This is a genomic window from Deltaproteobacteria bacterium PRO3 (assembly GCA_030263375.1).
Classification (GTDB): domain Bacteria; phylum UBA10199; class UBA10199; order DSSB01; family DSSB01; genus DSSB01.
Genome location: SZOV01000057.1, coordinates 1 through 21389, shown reverse-complemented (window position 1 = coordinate 21389; position 21389 = coordinate 1). Strand labels below are relative to the sequence as shown.

General features: G+C 57.0%; 21 protein-coding genes and 1 pseudogene. 13 read left to right on the top strand and 9 right to left on the bottom strand.

Annotated features, from left to right (window positions below):
* Window positions 1-188: 188 nt before the first annotated feature.
* The gene (locus FBR05_09790) at window positions 189-392 is read left to right on the top strand and encodes a type II toxin-antitoxin system VapB family antitoxin (GenBank protein ID MDL1872487.1); all 204 of its coding nucleotides are present in this window, start codon (window positions 189-191) and stop codon (window positions 390-392) included.
* A complete protein-coding gene (locus tag FBR05_09785) occupies window positions 389-751 on the top strand; it encodes a type II toxin-antitoxin system VapC family toxin (GenBank protein ID MDL1872486.1) in 363 nt (120 codons plus the stop codon). The genes FBR05_09790 and FBR05_09785 overlap by 4 nt, the downstream gene beginning before the upstream one ends.
* A 64-nt stretch (window positions 752-815) precedes the next feature.
* On the opposite strand, the gene FBR05_09780 is transcribed toward FBR05_09785, so the two are convergent.
* Entirely contained in the window at window positions 816-1148 is a 333-nt protein-coding gene (locus FBR05_09780) for a hypothetical protein (protein ID MDL1872485.1), read from the bottom strand.
* 28 nt (window positions 1149-1176) lie between these two features.
* A complete protein-coding gene (locus tag FBR05_09775) occupies window positions 1177-1551 on the bottom strand; it encodes a hypothetical protein (protein ID MDL1872484.1) in 375 nt (124 codons plus the stop codon).
* A 320-nt stretch (window positions 1552-1871) separates the two neighbouring features.
* On the opposite strand from FBR05_09775, the pseudogene FBR05_09770 reads away from it, so the two are divergent.
* Window positions 1872-2229 (top strand): annotated as a pseudogene (locus tag FBR05_09770) (VapC toxin family PIN domain ribonuclease).
* Window positions 2230-2251: 22 nt separating this feature from the next.
* Here the strand turns inward: FBR05_09770 and FBR05_09765 are convergent.
* Entirely contained in the window at window positions 2252-2914 is a 663-nt protein-coding gene (locus tag FBR05_09765) for a hypothetical protein (GenBank protein MDL1872483.1), read from the bottom strand.
* A gap of 836 nt (window positions 2915-3750) precedes the next feature.
* Here FBR05_09765 and FBR05_09760 point away from each other — a divergent pair.
* Window positions 3751-4272, top strand: a complete 522-nt coding sequence (locus tag FBR05_09760; protein MDL1872482.1) for a helix-turn-helix transcriptional regulator — start codon at window positions 3751-3753, stop codon at window positions 4270-4272.
* Window positions 4273-4484: 212 nt separating this feature from the next.
* The gene (locus tag FBR05_09755) at window positions 4485-5102 is read left to right on the top strand and encodes a response regulator transcription factor (protein ID MDL1872481.1); all 618 of its coding nucleotides are present in this window, start codon (window positions 4485-4487) and stop codon (window positions 5100-5102) included.
* A gap of 99 nt (window positions 5103-5201) precedes the next feature.
* On the opposite strand, the gene FBR05_09750 is transcribed toward FBR05_09755, so the two are convergent.
* Window positions 5202-5591, bottom strand: coding sequence for a hypothetical protein (locus FBR05_09750; protein ID MDL1872480.1), 390 nt, complete (start codon window positions 5589-5591; stop codon window positions 5202-5204).
* 36 nt (window positions 5592-5627) lie between these two features.
* The gene (locus FBR05_09745) at window positions 5628-8096 is read right to left on the bottom strand and encodes a hypothetical protein (GenBank protein MDL1872479.1); all 2469 of its coding nucleotides are present in this window, start codon (window positions 8094-8096) and stop codon (window positions 5628-5630) included.
* Between the two features lie 272 nt (window positions 8097-8368).
* Here FBR05_09745 and FBR05_09740 point away from each other — a divergent pair, with 272 nt between their 5' ends.
* Both FBR05_09740 and FBR05_09735 read left to right on the top strand, forming a co-directional pair.
* A complete protein-coding gene (locus FBR05_09740) occupies window positions 8369-8689 on the top strand; it encodes a hypothetical protein (GenBank protein MDL1872478.1) in 321 nt (106 codons plus the stop codon).
* A 189-nt stretch (window positions 8690-8878) separates the two neighbouring features.
* Window positions 8879-9190 (top strand): hypothetical protein, encoded by a 312-nt coding sequence (locus FBR05_09735; protein ID MDL1872477.1) that lies wholly within the window; start codon window positions 8879-8881, stop codon window positions 9188-9190.
* 37 nt (window positions 9191-9227) lie between these two features.
* Here FBR05_09735 and FBR05_09730 read toward each other — a convergent pair whose 3' ends face one another.
* Window positions 9228-9770: a hypothetical protein gene (locus FBR05_09730; GenBank protein ID MDL1872476.1), complete on the bottom strand. Its 543-nt coding sequence runs from the start codon at window positions 9768-9770 to the stop codon at window positions 9228-9230.
* A gap of 139 nt (window positions 9771-9909) precedes the next feature.
* On the bottom strand, window positions 9910-10122 hold the full coding sequence (locus tag FBR05_09725; protein ID MDL1872475.1) for a hypothetical protein: 213 nt from the start codon (window positions 10120-10122) through the stop codon (window positions 9910-9912).
* A gap of 530 nt (window positions 10123-10652) precedes the next feature.
* Between FBR05_09725 and FBR05_09720 the strand changes: the two genes are divergently transcribed.
* Window positions 10653-12218, top strand: a complete 1566-nt coding sequence (locus tag FBR05_09720; GenBank protein MDL1872474.1) for a hypothetical protein — start codon at window positions 10653-10655, stop codon at window positions 12216-12218.
* 285 nt (window positions 12219-12503) lie between these two features.
* On the top strand, window positions 12504-13949 hold the full coding sequence (locus FBR05_09715; protein MDL1872473.1) for a hypothetical protein: 1446 nt from the start codon (window positions 12504-12506) through the stop codon (window positions 13947-13949).
* A 3-nt stretch (window positions 13950-13952) separates the two neighbouring features.
* Here FBR05_09715 and murD read toward each other — a convergent pair whose 3' ends face one another.
* A complete protein-coding gene (gene murD / locus FBR05_09710; GenBank protein ID MDL1872472.1) occupies window positions 13953-15362 on the bottom strand; it encodes a UDP-N-acetylmuramoyl-L-alanine--D-glutamate ligase in 1410 nt (469 codons plus the stop codon).
* Window positions 15363-15406: 44 nt separating this feature from the next.
* Here murD and FBR05_09705 point away from each other — a divergent pair, with 44 nt between their 5' ends.
* Window positions 15407-17098 (top strand): hypothetical protein, encoded by a 1692-nt coding sequence (locus FBR05_09705; GenBank protein ID MDL1872471.1) that lies wholly within the window; start codon window positions 15407-15409, stop codon window positions 17096-17098.
* Here FBR05_09705 and FBR05_09700 read toward each other — a convergent pair.
* Window positions 17095-18378 carry a hypothetical protein gene (locus FBR05_09700; protein MDL1872470.1) on the bottom strand — a complete coding sequence of 428 codons (1284 nt, stop codon included), beginning with the start codon at window positions 18376-18378 and terminating at the stop codon, window positions 17095-17097. The two genes, FBR05_09705 and FBR05_09700, sit on opposite strands and share 4 nt — an antisense overlap.
* 73 nt (window positions 18379-18451) lie before the next feature.
* Here FBR05_09700 and FBR05_09695 point away from each other — a divergent pair, with 73 nt between their 5' ends.
* From FBR05_09695 to FBR05_09685, 3 genes are all read left to right on the top strand, one after another.
* The gene (locus tag FBR05_09695; GenBank protein MDL1872469.1) at window positions 18452-18961 is read left to right on the top strand and encodes a hypothetical protein; all 510 of its coding nucleotides are present in this window, start codon (window positions 18452-18454) and stop codon (window positions 18959-18961) included.
* Window positions 18962-19104: 143 nt separating this feature from the next.
* Complete coding sequence (locus tag FBR05_09690) at window positions 19105-20136, top strand: hypothetical protein (GenBank protein MDL1872468.1); 1032 nt, start codon at window positions 19105-19107, stop codon at window positions 20134-20136.
* 323 nt (window positions 20137-20459) lie between these two features.
* Window positions 20460-21389 (top strand): serine/threonine protein kinase (locus FBR05_09685; GenBank protein MDL1872467.1); only part of this gene is annotated, 930 nt, incomplete at its 3' end.

Here is a 21389-nt window from a genome sequence, read left to right as displayed (position 1 = left end):
CGGGTCGTATTTCTTGCAATCTTCCGGGGCGTTATCCTTGAAGCAAAAGCTGGGATCTTTCACGTGAAATATTGACGGTGACAAGCCCGGGTTGAGGCAAGAATCTTTCGGCAACTTGCTCACTTGGCAGTCGGAGCTTCCGGCTCGAACCCTTGACAAGCGAAGATAAAACATACATATAAATATGCATGCGAACGAACCTAATCCTTAAAGACGAACTTCTCAAAAGAGCCGCCGAACTGACCCAAATCACCGAAAAAACGGCTCTCGTTCACGCGGGCCTTCAAGCCTTGATCGAAAAGTACGCCCGGGCCCGCTTGGCGGCCTTGGGCGGAACCGAGAAAAAACTTCGCCCCATCCGCCGGCGGCGTACGGTGCGGAGAAGTTCATGATCCTCGCGGACACCTCCGTCTGGGTGGATCACTTTCGCCGCGGCAATTCCAGGCTCATTCACTGTTTGGAGGAAGGCGTAGTCGGATGCCACGACTTCGTAATCGGCGAACTCGCCTGCGGCACCTTCAAAAACAGACAAGAGACCCTGACCTTGCTCGGCGAGCTCCCCAGGCTGGCGCCGGCGCAACATGAGGAAGCCTTGGAGTTCGTCGATGCCCACCGCCTGTATGGAAAAGGCATTGGTTGGATCGACATCCATCTCTTGGCCGCCGCTCGATTGAATCGGGTAAAGCTTTGGACCCTCGATAAAAGACTGGAAACCGTTGCCGCCGCACTCGATATCTCGGCGTCGAGATAATAGAGAATAGACCGACCAAAAAAACCTATGGCAGGATAAATTTTCCCTGGGAGAGATATTTTTCTTATGGTTTTGACTGGGAGCGTGGGGCCGTGTGTTCCATCGAAACTACGGCCGAACTCGCTATTCGGCTATGACCTTCGGTATCCGGCTCTTTAGTCAAATCGACCGTCTCCCCTTCCACGATGGTCCATGCATGCCCCAGCCCGATCACAATCTCGGTACGATAACCCCGGCCGGAAAAGTATGCGCCGGCCAGGATGGCAAGATCTTCGCAATCGCCGCCGTAGCGGAGGGTTTCGGTCGGAGAGAGAACGTAATAATCCACACCGTGAACATCCGTCATAGGGTCATTTACATAATATTTCCGCGACTCGAAACCGAGCAGATCTTTCAATCGGGCCGTTTCTTCTTGGACGCTACCTTTATTGAAAACGCCGGCTTGCCGCAGCAGTTTCTGGATCGGGGCATCTTGGCCGTGCCACTTTACAATATCCGCCAGTTTGGCGGCTTCGGTGAGATAGGATATCTGGATCCCCGGATTGGTACCCCATCAGAAACCTATAATCGACCGCAACATCTTCGGCCTTTCGCCCTCCTTCGAATTCGTCTTCCACCCTAAGGATCACCGGATTCCGGTTGTGGATCTTTAGATCCATTTCGGGTGCGAAAAATTCCGATTTCCAACGGGTCTTTTTTCCCGCATCAGTCTCCTCTTGGCGTTCCAATTTGTCCTCGGGATGCGTGGTTTTCACACCGATGAGTCGCGCCCCGTTTGGGACCTCCAGGGCGATTTCCAAGGTGATCCGGGTTCCTCGGGGTCCTGGATCGCAGGAAGGATCGAGCGGGATACCCGTGTTTTTCAAGGGAGTCCAAAATGTATCGGGAATTGCGCTGACACAACCCAACCGAGTACGTTGTGCCTCAACCTCTCGAACCAAGGCCGTGACTCCCTTAGCCTCCGCTTCCCAGGCCTGGATGCTTGGGCGACTGCGCAAATTAGGAAAGAAGGTAGGTTCGACGGCGCTGGAAACGAAAGGCTGGTTCGAGCCTGGTTGGGGCGGGGTCATGGGGCCTCCGGTTCGACAACCCCAAGCCAGTATTAATATTATCGAGAGATGTGGCTGCGAGTTGTCCCCTTCTATTGGGAAAACTGGTTTATCTCCCGTTCCTTTCGCGATATTTGGAGGAAGGCGTAGTCGGATGCCACGACTTCGTGATCGGAGAACTCGCTTGCGGCACCTTCAAAAACAGACAGGAGACACTTACCTTAGCTCGGCGAGCTTCCCAGGCTGGCGCCGACGCAACATGAAGAAGCCTTGGAGTTCGTCGATGCCCACCGCCTGTATGGAAAAGGCATCGGCTGGATCGGCATCCATCTCTTGGCTTCTGCTCGATTGAATCGGGTGAAGCTTTGGACCCTCGATAAAAGACTGAAAACCCTTGCCGCAGCACTCGATATCTCGGCGTCGAGATAATAGAGAATAGCCGAGCTATCCCCTATTTCGAGCAACAATTTTCCCCGCAGGCCTGCGCCAGGCCGGCGAGATTGGAACCCGTCACAACGCAGGTGGCGAGTTCCTTCGTCGGATCGTATTTCTTGCAATCTTCCGGGGCGAAATCCTTGAAGCAATAGCTGGGATCTTTCAGGTAAATTATTTGCGGTGACAAGTCGGGATTGATGCAAGAATCTTTCGGCAACTTGCTCACTTGGTCATTGCCATCCTTGGCGCATTCCCAATAAAGTTTGTTTAAGGCCCCGGTATACGGATCCATCCAGATTTCTTTCGGCAGCGGTATGCACATGACATCGATCTTTTTATCAAAGGCAATTCCATCCGAGACGGTGGAATTCCAAGCATTGGGCGCGGCCATGATGAAGCTCAGAGACAAAAGGCCATAAAACTTGCTGCAGGCCTCCATACGACACTCCTGATCCATATTGAACATACAGGCTGTCTTTTTGATAAAGGCGGGGTTTAACTTGAGGATTTCGAAGCTCCGCCGGGACGCGTCCGCCACAACCTCCGGTCGTTGCGACGGGGCCAGGCCCCTTGACTCGACGGCCCCAAGTGGCTGGCTGATTAGCAAAATAGATGCCGATAAAAGCGGAACTAAGCGATAAAGGGGGCGGAAAATCCATATAATGCTATTTTTTCCCATAAAAACAACCTTTCCAGAAAACACGATTTCCTAGAAAAATGGAATTCGCGCAATTCATCGACCCTCCCGTTTCAAATTCTACCGACACGGCCCTTTTCCCGAATCATCCTTTGGGATGATTTTTCATTCCCACCCCACGCTCTTCGTATCCAGCCTTGACATTCAGCGAGGTAAACCCGCATTATTTTGTCGAAAAATCGATTTATATTCATGAAGAGATGGGCTCGGCATCCGGGAGGGGCGGCATGAGTTCCGGGAAATGCGGCCGCAGGAAATAAATGCCGGCGGCCTTAACGAAACAGCGGCTGGTTGGCGAAATCTTACGCGCTTCGCACGAAGCGGTCAGCTTGGAGAACTTCGGCGTTGAAGTCCTTCCCCTGCTCGATAACCTTTTCGACACCAGCGCCTCCCTCCTCTACCGCTGCGACGGGCCGGCCCCTTTGACCCCGATCTCCGGAACCCTGATGGAGTGCTGCCCGCAATACGGGCGTGATTACTATTCCATCGACCCGCTCCATCCCGAAGAACGCCGCCTAAATCCGCCGATTTCCTATATTTCTCGTTTTCCGGTGTGGAAGAGCTATCTCCGATCCGCTGTCTACAACGACTTCATGCACCGACGCGACGCCGACTATTTGGTACACCTGCGCCTCACCGACACGGATTATCATGTGCCCGGCATGGTCGGTTTGCTGCTGGCGCGTTCCACTCGCCAATCGGATTTCGGCAAAGCCGAGCAAACCATATTGAATCGGCTATTCGGAGCCTTTCAAGCCGTGGCGAAGCGAAGCGCGCGGCTCCAGGAAAAGATCGATCTAACTTCGGCCCTTGAAGCGATGCTCGACGCCCGATGCCGCGGCGAGATCGCCTTGACTTTGAACGGGGGCTTGCTCTGGGCCTCGAAAATGGCGGCCGAATGGTTGAATTTGCGCGGTGGCGGAAGGGACAAACTCCCTCCCGCCCTCATTGCCTCGACCCGCCAGCTCGGCGACCTCGTCCGCGGCAAAATCCTTTCCTTGAATAACAACGCCGCTCAAATCACGATCCCCCAGGACGACGGACGGCGGCTCCAGGCTCAACTTCGCCTCGCCCGCACGGCCACCGGCGCTTATTTCGTGATCGCGGAGCTGGAGATCGAGGGTTTCTCCCCCGAAACGACAAGGAGGCTAGCCCCCTTCCGTCTCACACCCACGGAAATCAAGGTGCTCGATTTAATCACCCAAGGCCTCTCGGACCGCGAAATCGGCCGAAAATTGTTCGTCTCTCGCCCAACGGTGCGAACGCACATCGGTCGCATCTTAGAAAAGCTGGGCGTCTCCTCCCGCCTCCAAGCGGCCTTGCTGGTACATTCCCCTTGAGGTGACCCAGTCCGGCGAGATACCCTAACCCTTTGCCCAAATCATCCTTTAGGATGATTTTTCATCGCTACCCCCGGCTCTTGGTATCCAAACTTGACATTCAGCGAGGTGCGCCCGCAGTATTTTGGCGAATAATTGATTTAAATGAAGAGGTGGGCTCGGCATCAGGGAGGGGCGTCGTGAGTTCCGGGAATCTCGGCCGCCGCATATAAATGCCGGCGGCTTTAAAAAAACAGCGGCAGCAAGGGCCTACGAAGCGGAGCACCCGACTGCGGGAAACGATCGGGTTGACCTCCACCTTCAAAGCGATGCTGGAGGCAAGCCGTCGCGGCGCGCTCGCTATGACTTTGAGCGGAAGCTTGCTTTGGGCCTCCAAAACAGCGGCCGAATGGCTTAATCTTCGCAAAGGCCGCCGGCGCGACCTTCCACCCGCCCTAGTCACCGCTTCCCGGCAGCTAGGCGACCTCGTCCGGGGCAAAGACATTTCCTCGACCACCAACGCCGCTCAAATCACGATCCCTCAGGAGGGCGGGAGGCGGCTCAAGGCCCAACTCCGGCTGGTCCGTTCGACAGCCAGCGGCTACTTCGTGATCGCGGAACTGGAAATCGAGGGGCTCTCCCCCGAAACGACAAGGAAGCTAGCCCCCTTCCGTCTCACCCCCACGGAAATCAAGGTGCTCGATTTAATCACCCAAGGCCTCTCGGACCGCGAAATCGGCCAAAGATTGTTCGTGTCCCGTCCAACGGTGCGGACGCATATCGGTCGCATCTTGGGAAAGCTGGGAGTCTCGTCCCGTCTCCAAGCGGCCTTGCTCGCGAATTCCCTTTGAAGGTCCTATTTCGGAATACGGCCTCGAGCCCCCTGAAAAAAGAAAACTAGGGCTCAAGCCCTAGTTTTCCTGTGGTCCTAGCATGGACTATGCCTGTTCTCATCGAGGGGTGTGGGGAAAAGGTAGACAGGCCCCGCCGCGAACTACGCCGGGAATGCTGTAGAGCGGCACCACCAAACCGTTGCGGCTCGTGGCCTCGACAACGACGTCGTAGGCACCCGTCTCGGCATTCGGCCTTAATACGGCACTCACCGTGGAATTTCCGGACAAGGCGACGTTATTGGTCTCCACCCTGCCCGTCCAATCGACCGAGTACAAGGGAACGTCCAACGAGGGATCGTTGGGAAGCGAATAGAGAGGAACTGCCAGTGTGCCCGTCCCCGCCATTTGGTATTCCAACAAGTCTTGGGCCTTTGCCGGGGTGGAAAAACACAGCCCCAGCAAGGCCGCCACGCTTACCGCCAGGAAATTAATTTTGATGATTTTCATCGGAGATCCTCCTTTTGGATTGGAAATGAGAAAATTTTACCGGCCACAACTCGGGTGCGCGGCGCAATTTGGCTCGCTCAAGCAGCAGTCGGCGCTCGAGGCGCAGTCGGCGAGGCAGTTCGCCGGCAGCGGATCGATGTCCGTACTCCCGGTGATCGCTTGGCCCGCGCCGGCCTCGGCCCCTTGGAAGAGGGAGAGGTCCCAGTTCATGGTGGCACCGCCCGCGGCGACTCCCACCGGAGTCAGGAGAGGGGTCACGTCCACCTCCACGCGGCCCGCGCTGCCCGCTGCGAGGGTCATGAGGCAGGAAATTCCGCCGTCGCTGTCGAAGGGGACGCAAGTTGCAACCTCGTCCCCGTCTTGTCGCACCGCACCGGTTCGCATGGTGCAATTTTGTTGGCGACCCACACGGCAGGCATCGGTCGTGAAACGAATTTCAACCTCTTCCTCGGAGCGACCGCTGTTGTCGTACTGACCGCCGAAGATGACGGTCGATCCGCTCGTCACCCGCACCGGATTGGGGCGCAGGGGGTCTTCGATAAACCGCGTCCCGTTGTCCACAAAGACGGTGATGGAATCGGAAACCGTCTGGCCGTCCTGACGGTAGCCCGTCACCGTCAACAGGTAATCGCCGTTGGCCAAGCCCGTGCTGTCGAAGAAACAGGACCCCGTCGGCGGCTGCTCGTCGCAAAGCAAGCGCTCGTCGAGGTGGGTGGTCGCCCGGACGATATTGGCGGAATGGTCGTAAAGAACGAAGGTGGGGCCGTCCAACTCCGTATTGGGAGCGGGCTGCGTGATGTTCACGAAAAACTCCTCCCGTTCCCGGATGGAAACGGCGGGGGCGACGGCCTGCGCCAGCGCCAAAAATTCACCTTCGGCGCCCGTATCCGCGGTGACCACGCCAGGTTGGGTCGCGACGACGGTGACCCTCACCTCCACCTCGTCCTGGGGACGCAAGGATTCAAAACGCGCCACCACCTCGGTCTCGCGTACGGCCACGATCTCTCCTCCTTCGCTGGTCGTTCCTTTGATGACGGTGCTCGCACCGGAGGGCTCGTTGGTGATGCGGACGGTGACCGTCACGGCATCCGGAGGAAGAATACTGTCGTTGCGGACCTTCGCCGTGAATTCGGCGGCCTCGCCGATGACAATCTCGGTCGGGCTTTCGATCCTGACGCTCAAGCCCGAGGCCGGCTGCGGCCGGACGAGAACGGTGCCGGAATTGTCCCGCGCGTCGTTGTCCCCGGCGCCTCCGAAAACTTTCCACGAGAGGTCGTCTTCGCTCACCCGGTCCGCCACGGCCGTAAGGGCAATGGCGCGGCTCTCTCCCGAATCCAAAGGGGAAAAGGCGGCTGCGTAGAGGGAACCCACTTGGGCGATGGGGCCGGATGTCGCTGGATCCGCATCAACCAAGCGTACTCCCGCGGGCGCCTGGACCAGCAAGAGGAAGTCCTCCTCCGATCTCACCCCGGTGTTGGTGGCCGTGACGGTCACGGTGAAAGGGCTTCCCACCTGCGGAGTCCCGTTGGAAACGGTCGTGATCACGCCGTATTCGGGCCGGGCGGCGGGCTCTTGGAGCTGGCGATTGAAGGTCCGCAGCGACCGAAGGGCGCTTCGGGCCAATCGTCGGTCGCCCTCCAGACTCAGATCCGCCTGCAGCAGGATGTTGTCGAGGAGCACCTTGTACACTAGTGAGAAGGAAGGAACCGGCGGCTTGGTCTCCGGGGGCAATTCTTCAATGGGCGCCGGCGGATCCAAGGCGATGACCGGATTGTTGAGCAAGAATGTCAAGAACTGCGATTCCAAACGGGCCCTCAGATGACAATGTTCGTCGTCCCTGTCCTGCGGGTCGCAGTCCGGTCGCAGGATCTCCAGGGCCCTCGCCTTTAATTGGGTATTGTCGCCCGCGAATCGGCCCCAAAAGGATTGGATCACGGGACTTGCGTTCAAGGTCCGAAGGGTTTCGTAAAAACGGTCGTTGATCAGTTCCGCTCGATTTTTCCGAATGGCCTTGATCCAAACGTTCCTCGTAAAGGCCCCCGTCCCCTCGATGCCGCGATCGCGCACCGCTTGAGCCAACGATTCAAAATCCACCGGAGGCGCCGACAAGGTAAAAACGGGATCCTGAAGACGCGCTTCGGCGGATGCCGATCGGACAAACTCGAAATATATGGGACTGAAGGGGGCGAAGGGAGACCACAGCTCTTCCCCGGAACCGCCCGAGATCGCGGTCCATACGCCGACTCCCTGCGGAACGATCAACCTTGCGATGCCGTCCAAATCCGTTTGGGCGCTGTCCAGAATCGTCGCCCCATCCAGGACCGCGACATAGCCGCCGGGCTGGGGGACGAGTATCCTGCCGCTGCCGTCGACGTCGATTTGGAGGCTCCCGGTAAGCTCAATGGCCGTGGCCGCGCGCGCTTGGGCTTGCGAAAGGATCAAAGAACAAAAAGAAACGAAGGGAATTAATACCGCAATTCCCAAACGGATGAAAAAGCGACTCATAACTCCTCCCATGCTTCGGAGTCATTCATCCGAATTTTTTAAATGAATAATGACTGTGCAGATTTTACGCCGAGCCCGTCCCGCCCCGCGTCATCCCTAAGGATGATTTTATTTTGAAGAGGCTGAACCCAAAGCTTCCGGATTGAAATGCTTTGAATTCCCCGAGCTTCTCGTTAAAATTCCTTCGGGTCCTTGCTCCTGGAAAGGCGGAAGCCATGGTTTCTTCATCCAGACCTCCGGTAGTGAAATGGTTCAAAGCCTACTGCGGGTTTATGATTTTTCTCTACGCGGTCATCGCCCTGGCCTCCGTCGCGGCATTTTTCATTCCCCAGGAGGAGATCCCAACAACGCCGGACGGCCCGCCGATCTGGCTCTTTTCTTTCCTGGTCACCGTGATGCTGACCGTCAGCCTGGGGCTCGTCGTCATTTTCGCCCTACCCTGGATCAGCGCGCCGAAGCCCTGGATTTGGACCTTGGGGACAGTCTTGATCTGCATCGGCTTCCTCAACGGGCTGACGATCGTTGCTTCGCTCTTTCTGCTTATCTATTGGTTGAAGCCCGAAACCCGGCTGTATTTTGGCAAGTCGGCTTGAAGACGATAGGGATTATTTCGTGAGTTCTTTATGAATCATTCGTTAAAAAGACTGGTCGCAAAATTTTTCTGTGTAACTTTTGCCGGGATTTTATTTTACCTGATCTCAACCCCGGCCCAGGCACTCAGCCCTCCCCTGTCCTCGGAGCAATTAGAAAAAGATTCGGACTTAATCGTCGAAAGCGAGGCCTTGCAATCGATTCGCTGCCTGGAGAAGGTGGAATCCAACCGCTGCAGCGACGTCTATCGCTACGAGATCCCGGTCGTGATCCGCAAGGTGCTTAAAGGTAAGTTCAAGGCGGGTGAAAAAATTACCGTCACTTTCATTCACTATGACTACGGCAAATCCGGTTGCGTGGGAGACCAGGGGCCAATCATCCTGCCCGGACTAGAAGGGCTATTTTATCTTCGGAGCCAATCCGAAAAGGTCTATAACGCCTTCCATTGGAGCGCGGTAAAAACCGCCCGTCCCGGTTCGGGATCCCTCCCGAAATGCCGGTAGGCGCCGAAACCGCCGGGCTGCAAAAAAAAATTGTCGCTTAATTCGTCGCCGAATCCGCTTCCGCCGGCTGCTTCGAGAGATTTTTCCGCTCGGCCTGCCTGGGCATGTCGTTGCCGACCGCGTCGAGCTCGTCGGAGATGGGGTCGCGCGCGGAGGTCGCCGCTTCTCCGGTTTCTTCGGTGACGCCGCTCAGGTCGCTCTCTTCCACGTCACCTTCCTTTTTACCGAGGAAGTAATCGCGAATGGAACGGCCGGCCTTCTTGAAGCCCTTGGCCATCGTATGGCCGGCGGTCTTGAAGGCCTTGCCGGTGACTTTGGCCCCCTTGACGAAGCCCTGGCCGATGCTGCCTGCGCCGGAGGAGAAATCCTTGCCGGCCGAGGAGGCCAAATCTTCATCGGGATGGGAGGGAGTCACGGTTTGCGTTGCATCGGCAGCCGGGGCGGTCGGCAAGGCTTGCAGGGACTTGTCACCCACCGCCTCGTTGGCACCCAGGGCCTTGGCCACCGCCCCCACCGAACCTAAAAAGGTCAGGGCGAAGACGAGACCCCAAAATCGTTTGGAAAAATTGGACTTGTCCACAGGACCTCCTTTCGGGTCTTCACTTCAGATTTCATGGACTTATCACAAGTTATCCCAAATGGGAAGAAAATGCCTTGTGGACAATAAAAAAAATGCCCCAGAAGGATTCTGGGGCCATTTTTGGCAGGTGATGGTGCAATCAGATGCCGAGGACTTTGTCGGAATGACTGAAAAAGAAATCGCTCACGAAGGGCGTGGCCTTGGACTCTTCGACGTGCCACTGAGGGGCGCCCGTCACGCACGGCGTCTTGGCCGCGGCAGCCGCCTTCGGCTCGTTCTCCGCTCGGGATTCCTCGCAGAGGAGCTTTTCAAGAACCTTGGAATCTTGGGCTTTGTCTTTTTCGGTGGCCATGGGAGTGCTCGCTTTCCAAATTGCTTTGGAGAACCTATGGAAAAATCGTGCATAAAACAGGCCACTGGGGGTCCTTGGGGAAAATATTTAAAATATTAAGTATTATTAAATAGATAGTAAGATATGAGGCTGTGAGTGAGAAAGGCCCGCCGCCCTATTTTGGGGCCTGAGCCCCCCAAGACGGCGAATTTCTGGGTGTCCCAGCCTCCAGTTTGAAAAACTTCTGTACTCAAAATGACTGTGGATATCCCAAATAAAGGCCCATTTTTGCCTGATTTTAAGGCAAATGTCGGCCTTTTTGACGCCGTCGGCCCTTGAAATCTAGGCCCCGTCTCCAAAAAGAGGAGTCGCCACCCCAATCGACCTAGGAAAAATTATTTCACATGTGAACAAAAACAGCTCCTAGAACAAAGCCAACCGGAAGGGATTATTTCAAAATAAATATAATAAAAACAATAAGTTATAAAATTTATTTTCATGGCATCCAAATTGCTTTTCCTAGATTTTGGACTCTGAGGAGGGTCTTTTGGATGGAAAGCAATTTCTCTTCTACCGTCTCGCAACCTTCGTATCAAAATCCGGTCTCTCAATCGGCCCCAAGCAAGGCCTTAGGGACTCACTCCCCCGCGACCAAGTCCTTGGGGCAAGGCAGCGCCGCCAATTCCGAGCTGGCCGCTTGGTACGAGCAGGCCTACGCCTATTACAACGCCGTCATGGCGGGCGATCCCAACACCCCCAAGCCTGACGCCCAAGCATGGAGCGCCTTCCTCGCCCAGATGCAGTGGGCTGCAGGCCAGCTCAACCTCGGCACTTGGGACCCCGGTATTTCTCAAGCCCCGAATGGCGGCGTCGGAGTGAACCAGGTTCAGAGCAATCAGTTCGGCGGCATGACCGGCACCATGGACAACTGGGTATACACCGATGAGAAGAACAGCGTCGGCTTCACCGGCGACGGCACCCACGACCTCTGGGGCAACGACGTCACCATCAACGTCGCGCCCACCTCGGCCGACGTCACCGTCGAGACCACGACGGACACCCGCTTCCAACCCGCGGAGACCGTCGTGAAGATCACCGTCACCGACCCGGCCACCGGCACCCAGGCGGTCTACTTCGTCCACGACTACGACCCCGCCAACGGCGACAAGATCAAGATCAACACGCCCAACTCGGATCAGCAGGTCGTCAACAATACCGGCGATCCCAACATCACCACCGGCAAATTCACCGGCGGCGCCGAGGGCGCGGGCGGCAAACCCGACGCCAGCATCGAGGGCGTGGTCCAGGAGGACGGCACGATTCTCTACGAGCCCGAATTCGCCGGCGGCACCATCGACTTCTGGGCCAATCCGGGCGAGAGCCAGACGCATGTCGTCTACTCCGACGCCAACATCTCGGTGAAGCCCTCCGACGAGGTCGTCGTCACGCAGAAGCCCGACGGCACCATCGAGGTCGCGGTCAAGCACAAGGACGGCAGCACCGACACCTATCTCGTCCAGAAGGGTTACAAGGTGAACGTCAACGCCAACGCCGAGTACATTAAGTTCGGCACGACGCCAGGCACCGAGGGCGTCCCCGCCGAGATGAGCGAGCGCGTCACCCTGAACGGCGGCGTCAACGACGCGACCGCCTCGGGCGGCGTCGACGCGGACGCGATGATCCAGGGCCTGATGGAGCTGTCCGGAAAGACGGAGGCGCAGTTGCTCGCCGGGCTCAAGGCCCAGGGCTTCGAGTTCAAGGACATCGCGGAACTGAAGAAGGCGATCCAGGAAAAGAAGTTCCCTCCGGAAAAGCTCGCCAATCCCACCCCCGGACAGCCGGAAACCAAAGACTCCGATCTCTATAGAATGCTCAACTTCTTCGCCATGATCGACCCGGAGATTCAGGAGGAACTGAATAAGAGCGCGGATAAGACCGACTACAAGGCGATCAACGATCGTTTCGTCGAGTACTTCCAAAAGCTCTACCCCGACGCCATCGTCCAAAACTCCGGCGAGGGCTATGCCCAGGGCTATATCACCATCGTCGGGGTCAGCGAGGGAGAGCTGCACTGGCAAAGCACGCCGGACTATATTGGAGTCACCTTCTCCAAATAATGCGGGTCCGGACGAAGGTCCTTGACCCCAAAATGACGAATTTATTTAGAGAAATCCACAACACCCGAGGACGGAAAATCGAAAATAATAGTGTCGCAAGAATGGGCCTCGGGGGCGGAGACACGATGAATTGCTTGGCTATTCCCTCCTCCCCCGTTACCCGTAACAATCAGAATGCCACAGAGACCTCGGCCGATTGGGTTCCCGGCCGATTAGTCACTGGACAATAAAAACCAAAGGATTCAGAATACTTGAGATTGTTTCTCTCGAGGAGGATCGAATATCATGGCCAACCCCATCAAAAACAATCAAGTCCCGCCCCAAGATCCCTACGCGAACAGCTACGGCAAAGGCGGCCCCGATCCTTACGCGAAGAACCAAAGCACTGGCGGTCCCGCGCCCGACCCTTATGGCGATTCCGGCTACGACCCGGGCATGGGCGGCGATGACTATGGGATGGACGGCGGCTACGAGGACGAGTTTATCGGCGGCGAATACGAGGGTGGCGACGAGGCGGGCGGCGCCCCGGTAGGCGGCTATTCGGTCGCGGACCTTCGCGAGATGGTCACCTCCATGAAAGGCACGCTCAGCGCCGATCAGTACGCCAGCTTCATGGGGCGCATCAACGCAGCGGCCGGCATGAGCCCGGAAAAACAAGAGGCCGAGCTCGCCAAGATCGCCAACGAGCTGAACATGATCGCCAATCCCCAGGCCGGCATGGAAGGCATGGAGGGCGAGGAAGGCGGCGCCAGCAATGAGGCGATGCAGAAGCAGGTCGATGACTTCAAAAAAGAGCTGAAAAGCTATCGTGACGACGTCGAGGGCATGGAAAACCTCACCGAGGATGAAAAGACCGAATTCTTGGGCGCCATCGACAAGATGATCAACGACATTGAACTGGCCGAGAAAGACCCGGCCCGCCTGGCCGAACTGGACATCGAGTCGATGAAGGGCGAGCTCGGCGAGCTTAAAGAGGCCGTCGACACCGGCAACCAGCACTCGCAAGGAGTGAAGAGCCTCGCGGAGCTCTCCGGCATGACGCCCGAGCAGCTGGCGGCCAAGGCCGAGGCGAAGGGCATCGATTTGAACAACGTATCCATCCCGCCCAGCGCGGAGCTCTTCGAGTTCCTAAAAGAAATTTCGCCGGAGCTTAAGCAGAAGATCGAGGCTGTCGAGACCGCCGTCAACGAGCGCCGCAAATTTTACGAAGACACCCTACGCGCGGCGAAAAAGCAGGACGACGACAACAACAACAACGACACGTCTTCCCAAGACAATACCGACATGACGAACTGGCAAAATCTGCTGGATCTGCGCTACCACCAAGACGACAAGAGCAAGGCGGTGAAAGACGCCATGAAGGCCGTGGCCGAAGAGCTGAAGCCGCTCTTCGAGGCCCTCTATCCCGGGCAAGAGGTTAAACTCGTGGAGACGATGGGCAAGTCCGGTTGGGAAAAGGACCATCAAGACTTCCTGAACGCCGACAAGATGACGATCGGCGGCACGCAAATCGACCTCTTCAGCGCCACCGACGGAAAGATCCACTCCAGCACCACCGCGGACGAGCCCGATCCCAAAAGCGAGATCGAGATCCCGGTCATCCACTACGACGGCTCGGGCGATGGCGCCTGGAAACCCGCCAAATCCTGGTTCAGCCTCTACGGGGAAAGCGACCTCGCGACCTCTCCGACCGACGAAGCTGAAGACTACAGCGGAAATGGCTTGGCTTAAGGCTTATACGCGAAAATTGAGAGCCCGGCGGGTCTGAAGAATTCCTATGTTCTTGAGGACCGTTTCACGGAAGACGTCGCTCCGCTTGCGATCCCCGGCGTGGACCGTCCGGTCCGCCTTGGCGGCGGGTGAGAAGAGCACGTTGTTGCCCTTTTCGGCGCTGTTGATGGCGATTTTCACAGCCTCCTCCAAATCCACAACCGTAAAAATTTCGGTGGTATCCTTCCATAACTTGAAAAATTTATCGCGGTATTGGCCGAAGATAATCAGGCAACGCACCTTGGTCTCCAACATCGGACGCAGCGCCTTGTAAAATTGCTGCCGAAGGAAATCACCCCCGGCGATCAAGATGACGCTGCGGTCCGGAAAAGCGGACAGGGCCTGCAGGGTCGCCGCCACGTTCACTGACCTGGAGTCGTCGTAGAATTTCACCCCCTCGGCCTTGTGGAATAACTCCAGGCGACGCGGCATGGGCCGCATCGAAGGAATGGTCGCCCGAATAGTATCGTCCGGGATTTTCAAAAACTTCGCGGCGCAGATTACCGCCATTAAATTTTCGACGTAATGCAGGCCCTCCAGCGGGTAGTTTTTCAGCGAAAACCGGGATTCATTTCCTTCCCCGTATCTATAAACAATCTCTCTGTCGGCTTCGGAATAGAATGCCCCGTGGCGAACCTCCCGCTCCAGGGAAAATCGAAACCGTCGAGCCTGAGTTCCGACCTGTCGAATCAGGTCCACGATATCGTGCGAATATTGGTAAATCAGCGCGTCCTCGGGGCCTTGCTCGGCGAAGATCCTGGATTTCGCCAGGCCGTACTCTTGAAAAGTCTCGTAGCGCTCCCCGTGACCGGGATAAAGGTTGAGGAAAATCGCGACGTGCGGTTTGAAATGCGTCGTTTTTTGCAACCGCGTGCTACTCAGCTCCAACAGGTGGTAATCCGGAACGGGCGAGATATCCTCAAAAAAATGCGAATAATCCCCACCCGCCAACTTGAGCCTTTTCCCCGCAGCCTCAAACAGCGTTTTCAACATCGACATGACGCTCGACTTGCCGTTGGTTCCGGTCACCGCGATGATGGGTGCCTTATAAAAATGACAGGCCAGTTCTAAATCCGACAATACCGGGACACGCCGCGCCTTGGCCGCCTCGACGAAGGGATCAAACAGCTTCCCTCCCGTCGTCGACACAACCAAGTCGGAATCCAGTAATTCGGAGCCGCGCGCCTCGTCGACGACAAGATCGATACCGGTGCCCTTGAGGACCTTCTCGGCTCGAGCCAAATCTGCCGGGACGGCGAATCCGAATCCCTTGGCCTTGGCTCCCTGCTTGTGCAGAAATTTGAGGGTTGCAATGCCGGCCAGCCCGAGCCCGATGACACCCACTTTTTTATTTCGGAGCTGGATCATAGGCATTATAATTAATAATATTACTAATAAATACAAGCGGTATCGCCAATATGTCCCCTTCCGAGCCTTTTGCCGAAAGCTTCGGCCCCTACTGGCTGCTTCGCACGGTGGGTTCCGGCGCCTATTCCGAGATCTTTTTAGTCGAGAAGGAAGCTGGGATTCGTTCTTGTTTAAAACGCAATCTGCGCCACTATCGCTATGACCGAGAGGTCTATGAGGTCCTCGACCAGGAGGCGGCGATCCTCAGCCGGTTGAACGGTTCCCCTTATTTCCCGCGCCTCCTGCAGAGCGGCATCATCGACGATTGCCATTACATCGAAATGGAATATATTGAGGGGCTGTCTCTATTCCACATGGTGCAAAAGAAAGGGGGGTGCCTTTCTCCTGAACTGTCGGCCTTCATCACCCTGGAAATCTGCCGCGCCTTGGAAGTCCTTCACGGCCTGACCCTGAAGGACGGCAGACCCGTCGTCCACGGCGACGTCAAGACCGAGAACGTCATGGTGGATGTCCATGGACAGGTCAAGATCATCGACCTCGGGCTCCATGGCGCCACCTTCCGCTTCATGCCTTTGGAGCGCCTCCATGACGATATCATCACCCCCTACTCCGATTTATACGCCACCGGTCATATCCTTTTCGAAATGACCCACGGCAGACACCTCTTCGAGAAGGCCGGAAAATTCGAGACCTATGTCAAGATGAGGGAGACCCGCATCGAGGAATCCACCTTTCGGGAAGATCTTCCCGCAGCCCTGAAGAAGATCCTGACCCGTGCCCTAAAACAGGACGCCGAGGATCGCTTCCACTCCGCCTCGGAGCTGCGGACTGTCCTGGAGGAATTCTTGAGATCCGCGAATCCGCCTATGAGTCCCTCGACGCTCGCGGCCTGGGTTCGAAAGCTGCAACGTCCCGTGATCGAGATCAAGCCGATGGGGCGATTTTTGGAAATGGACGCCGAGGGATACCTCGTCAACGACTCGGACAAAGAAAAGCTGGTCTCGCCTTGGAAGGAGGCCGTCGAAGACGTCCGCCGCACTTACCTGGAGCATCTCGGCCCCGCCTTGCACAGCGTTTACCTGCGGGGCAGCGTGGCCCGCGGCAAGGGGATTCAGGGAATCTCCGACATCGACACCTTCGCCGTGTGCCAAGGCCCTAAGGATAAGATCCCGACGGAATGGGCGCCGCAATACTACCGGCGTTTCATGGACAAATACCCCTTCGCCAAAGGCCTCGATATCCAATTCATCCACCTCGACGATCTGTTCCGCGGAATATCGCATTACTCTTATCGCTTCATAATCAAAGTGCTGGCGACTTGCATTCACGGCCCCGACTTGGCCGAACGCATCGGTCACTTCAAACCTACGCTCAAGGTCGCCTTCTTTTACAGCGGAAACCTGCGGGAGGTGCTCAACGAGTGCCTGGCGAAGATCGAGGGCGCCCAAGATACCGAACGGATCGAAGTCTGGTCGAATTACGCCCTTCGCCGCATCCTTCGCCTGGGCTTCGCCATCAATATCGAGAAGGAAAAGGCCTATACCCGGGATCTTTACCCCTGCTACCAAGTTTTTTCGAAATACTATCCCGAACGGGAGCCCGACATGCGGCGAGTCCTGCACTTGGCCCTCAATCTTCCCACCACGAAGGAGGAAATATTGCCCTTGCTGCGCGATTTCGGGGGTTGGCTCGTCCTAGAAAGCGAGAGGATCTTTGCGGGCCGCCCGCCATCGCAGTCCTAAGGACTCTTCCAGCGGGACATCTCGCCCAATTCCCCCACGCATCGCCGAAAATCCGCCTCGCGATTTTCGCAAGACCCGTGGACTTCAGGATCGGGAGCGAGGGCCGGCGAAAACAACACCACATCCCCGGGCCGGGCCACGTGATAGGACTTTTCCACGGCGTCCTTCAATTCTTGCCCGGTCAAGCAGACGGCAAGATGCCGCCAGGCGGCGGCCAACTCGCGACGCCCTTCGCCGAAGAAGAAGGCGCCCGCTAGGGGAAGTGCGCTTCTCGCCAATTTTTCCAACTCGGACGCCTGAGCGCCGCCGGCAATCCAAAAAACTCGACGCCCTTCCCATGTCGCAAGGGCTTCTCGCAAGTCCTGGACGGATTGGGAATGAGCGTCGTTAATGAACGTGACGCCAAGGATTTCCGTCGTCTCTAGGCTTCGATTTCGCCCCCCGTCCCCGGCGGCACCTCGAGACGCCGCAGATTTTGCAATCCCACCGGGCAATAAGTCCTTATAATGCTCATGTTCATAAAGAGATGAGAACAGGTCTGAGATGGGAGATCCAGCCGGCGTGCGGTCGAAGCCCCAACGCAGAATAAACTTCGATTCGGCGTTGAGTCGATCGACATAACGCCGCGACAAGGATGAAAGGTCCAACGGCAGATTCTCCATTTTTATGAATTTATAGGCATAGGGTCCGCCGCGTTCATAACGAGTCACCTCGACATGGATTCCCAATCCGGAAAGATATTCCCGAAACCACGGTTTTGGAAGCAGCAGTTTCGCGTCGTCCACGTATGCAATACTGCCCGGCCTAAGCGAATTCAAAAACACCTCAACAGCCGCGAATGACTGCACGCTATAAACAAAGGCCCCTCTGGCGGATATTCCGAGGTCAAAATTGCCTTCCGGCAGGAAAGACTCGAGGATTCCTACTCGCTGACGCAAGCCTTTTATCTCTTTAAGCCCGTCATAGAAAGTCAACCTCATCCCCTCCGCGCGCAGCCGTCCCGCAAACCTGTGCAGTAACTCACGACAAAAAAATCCACGCCCCATCCCGGCCTCGAACAGCGCCACCTCTCCAACCTCCACCCTCCTTTCAATCCAAGCCTCCAGGTAAGTCGGCAAGATACCAAGGCAAAAAAAATACTCCCTGATGCCGCGGGATTGGGATCTCCAACCCTTGATGCTCGATTGACCCCGGTCCTTGCGGCGGGCTTCGATGAGATACCTAGCGAGAGTCCGCCGCAGCTCGGGCTTTAGACCGTCGAATGTCTCTTTGCGTCTCATGAAGAATCGAACCCTCCAACAGGATCGCACTTCCCGATAGCATAAAACCAGGAAAGAATTGGCTTGAGAGTATATGTTTACGGAAAGGGACAGTTATGAAAAAATTGCGGGAATGTGGTTAATCCCTCTCATCTTGCTGGTAGCGGTCGCAATTCATCACCGCCTACGCATATACCGCCTCGGCCAAACCCCTTGGAAAGGCGGCAGCTTCTCCATGTTCTCCGAGATAAGCCAAGGCGCCCCGGTCACCGAAATCACGGTTCGAGAAACCCAGGGCGGTGTGACCCGGCTCCGAATCGTCGGCCAAGGGGAAAATCCCCTGCTGCAAAAAGCCGCCGCCGTCCCAACCGAGAAAAATTCGCTCGAATGGGCGAGAGCAGTAAACGAAATGGAATGGAAACGCTGCGGTAATTTCGCCCACGCCCCGCTCGGTCCCCAGGAAAGCACCCCCATGAGGATAACCGAAGTCATCGTGCGCTATCGACGCGTCGAATTCGATATCCGGACCGGCCGTTACTCCGCGAAGGACTTTAAAACCTTTCGTCTCGATCTGCCGAACGAGACGCAGCGAGCGTCCCAATGACGGCAGAATTGCACGACCTGCTCTCCGCCCCTTCCCTGGAATGGGCGCCGCGACTCACCGCACTGTTCCTATTGGCCGTGCGCCCCTGGCGCCAGTACGAGCCCGCGGGGAGCTTCGCCTACCTCCTCGGCAAGGTTTACCTCGTGTCGCTGATGACGGCCCTGCTGCTGCCGAAGGTCGCCGGGGCCCCGAGTTTTTGGTTCTTCCTGACGCTCGTGCATTTTTCGTGGATCTATCTGGCCTATGCGGTCGCGGACAATCACCGTTACCTTGAAGGGTACTGGTGCCTTTCGATGGCCCTCGCGCTCATGGCCGGCGACCCGGAAGGAGCCCGGTATTTGGCGCTGGATGCCCGTCTCCTGATCGGCCTTTGCTTTTTGCTCGCCGTCTTATGGAAAGTATGGAGCCGGAACTACCGCGAGGGAGGATTTTTCGTCGACCGATTGTGCTTTGAGCGCCGCTTCTTACCCATCGCCTCGGGAGCCGCCGGGCTCACCCCGGATATTCAGATAAAACATATGGAGGCCAGGAGGAAGCTGGTCGGCGGTGAGACGACGACGGCCCAGGCCCCGGTGCCCAAGCGATTGCGATGCGTCGCATGGACCATGGCATGGTGGACCGTCGCCATCGAGTCCTTGGTGGCGATTCTGTTCCTGCTGCCATTGCCGCATCTCGATCTTTGGAGAACAGTCGCATTGGGAGTCTTTGTGATCACCACCTACCTGCTGGTGCCCGTTCCCAGCTTCGGACAAATCCTGCTGCTCATGGCACTGGTCGCCGTCGAGGATGTCGAACTTCGGATATTCCTTCTTGCGCTCGCCTTGGCCGTCGCCGTCTTTGCGGGAATCGCCCACCTCCTCGGAAAAATGGCCCGGCGCCGGATGAGGCGTTTGCAGAAAAAAAGTCGAATCCCCAAAATTTCATGGACCGCGCGAGCCGCTCAGCGGCGCCTGGAGCAAGAAGGAAACTCTTGGCGCTTGGTCTTTCCCTCGGTACCACTCTCACTTTACGTCAAGTCAGGCTGGATCCCCCAATTTCAAGACCTATTGGCAAGCGACCAAGGCTTCCCGGCCGGAGAGCTTTTTTCCAGCGTCCCCGAGACGGAACAGTCCGATTTAAAGGAACTCCTTTCCATCCTTCTCACCTTGAAATTAATCTCTCACTCCAGGAGATGATTTCCTTAATTTGCGGGTTTACTATGGGGCTTAAGTGAGTACTAAAAGTACACATAATAGGCTCTATCTATTCTCGAAAAACCACGTCCATTAATAATTTCTACTAATGGACCTCAATCAGACTTAAATATCCCAAGTATTTTCATATACTTATTTATCCGTTTGAAAATAGGCCCATTGGCACCGCCTTTGCTTATATAAATCAATAGAAAATAAATAGCCCCAACCCTTCAGCAGAGGCCCTACGCAAGTAGGGCCTTTGTTTTTCTAGTCGCAAAATAGGAATGTTTGACTCTCCTATTACACAGCCATAAAATCGCAATATGTCCGAAATTGTTCCCGATCGCATTTTGGGAACGGGTTCCATGGGTGCTGTCCACCTGGCCCACGGACCTGGGGGCAAGACCTACGCCCTCAAGGTCCTGAAGGCCGACTCGCCCGCGCTGCTCCCCATGTTCGAGTCTGAGGTGGGCATCCTCTCCAAGCTCCAGCACCCTCGCCTCGTCTCCATCGAGGGCTTCAGCAAATCCGGCGAAGGCGTCGCCGGGATTGAAGGCTCACCCTGCTTCTGGATGGAATACGTCGACGGCCTCCCCATTCTCGAAGCGGCTAAGCAGGCCGGGCCCCAGCAAATCCTCGATTGGTTCCGCGAGTGCCTCGAGGCCCTCGACTACCTGCACACCCAAGGCATCCTCCACGGCGACTTGAAACCCGCCAACATCCTCGTCGACCGCGAGGGCCACACCAAGCTGGTCGACTTCGGGCTGGCCACCTTGACCCGCAACCTCGAGGGCGGCAAGCGAGCCGCCGGCTCCCTGCCCTATCTCGCCCCCGAGGTGGTCAACGGCGAGCGGCTCCCGGCTAGCGACCTCTTCGCCCTGGGCACCATCTTCTACCAGGCCCTCAGCGGCTCGCACCCGCGTGCCGGCGCGAAGAACCTGCAACAGCTCTTCTCCCCCGACGTCAAGCCCCTCGCCGCCGCCGGCCGGAATATCCCGCGCCGGACCGCCCGCGTCCTCGAGCGCCTGATCGAGCCCGAGCTTGCGCGGCGCCTCAAGACGGCGCGCGACGCCTTGGCCGCCCTCGAAGAGAGCGGCCTCGAGCCCGAGGAGCCCGGCGAGTCCGAGTCCTTCCACTCCTTCGAGATGTTCGGCGTGCGGGAGAGCCGCGCCGCCTTCGATCGCTTCTTCGCCGCCCTCCGCGCGGAGGGTCGGCACGGCCTGGCCCTGCTCCACGGCCAGCCGGGCGTCGGC

Bases quoted from the DNA above. Each gene is read 5' to 3' on its own strand.
- FBR05_09725 (MDL1872475.1), bottom strand. From the start codon at position 10,122: ATGGCCACCGAAAAAGACAAAGCCCAAGATTCCAAGGTTCTTGAAAAG.
- FBR05_09740 (MDL1872478.1), top strand. From the start codon at position 8,369: ATGATTTTTCTCTACGCGGTCATCGCCCTGGCCTCCGTCGCGGCATTT.
- FBR05_09695 (MDL1872469.1), top strand. From the start codon at position 18,452: ATGTTTACGGAAAGGGACAGTTATGAAAAAATTGCGGGAATGTGGTTA.
- FBR05_09785 (MDL1872486.1), top strand. From the start codon at position 389: ATGATCCTCGCGGACACCTCCGTCTGGGTGGATCACTTTCGCCGCGGC.
- FBR05_09750 (MDL1872480.1), bottom strand. From the start codon at position 5,591: ATGAAAATCATCAAAATTAATTTCCTGGCGGTAAGCGTGGCGGCCTTG.
- FBR05_09760 (MDL1872482.1), top strand. From the start codon at position 3,751: ATGCTCGACGCCCGATGCCGCGGCGAGATCGCCTTGACTTTGAACGGG.
- FBR05_09765 (MDL1872483.1), bottom strand. From the start codon at position 2,914: ATGGGAAAAAATAGCATTATATGGATTTTCCGCCCCCTTTATCGCTTA.
- FBR05_09720 (MDL1872474.1), top strand. From the start codon at position 10,653: ATGGAAAGCAATTTCTCTTCTACCGTCTCGCAACCTTCGTATCAAAAT.
- FBR05_09700 (MDL1872470.1), bottom strand. From the start codon at position 18,378: ATGAGACGCAAAGAGACATTCGACGGTCTAAAGCCCGAGCTGCGGCGG.
- FBR05_09745 (MDL1872479.1), bottom strand. From the start codon at position 8,096: ATGAGTCGCTTTTTCATCCGTTTGGGAATTGCGGTATTAATTCCCTTC.
- FBR05_09790 (MDL1872487.1), top strand. From the start codon at position 189: ATGCGAACGAACCTAATCCTTAAAGACGAACTTCTCAAAAGAGCCGCC.
- murD (MDL1872472.1), bottom strand. From the start codon at position 15,362: ATGCCTATGATCCAGCTCCGAAATAAAAAAGTGGGTGTCATCGGGCTC.
- FBR05_09705 (MDL1872471.1), top strand. From the start codon at position 15,407: ATGTCCCCTTCCGAGCCTTTTGCCGAAAGCTTCGGCCCCTACTGGCTG.
- FBR05_09715 (MDL1872473.1), top strand. From the start codon at position 12,504: ATGGCCAACCCCATCAAAAACAATCAAGTCCCGCCCCAAGATCCCTAC.
- FBR05_09755 (MDL1872481.1), top strand. From the start codon at position 4,485: ATGCCGGCGGCTTTAAAAAAACAGCGGCAGCAAGGGCCTACGAAGCGG.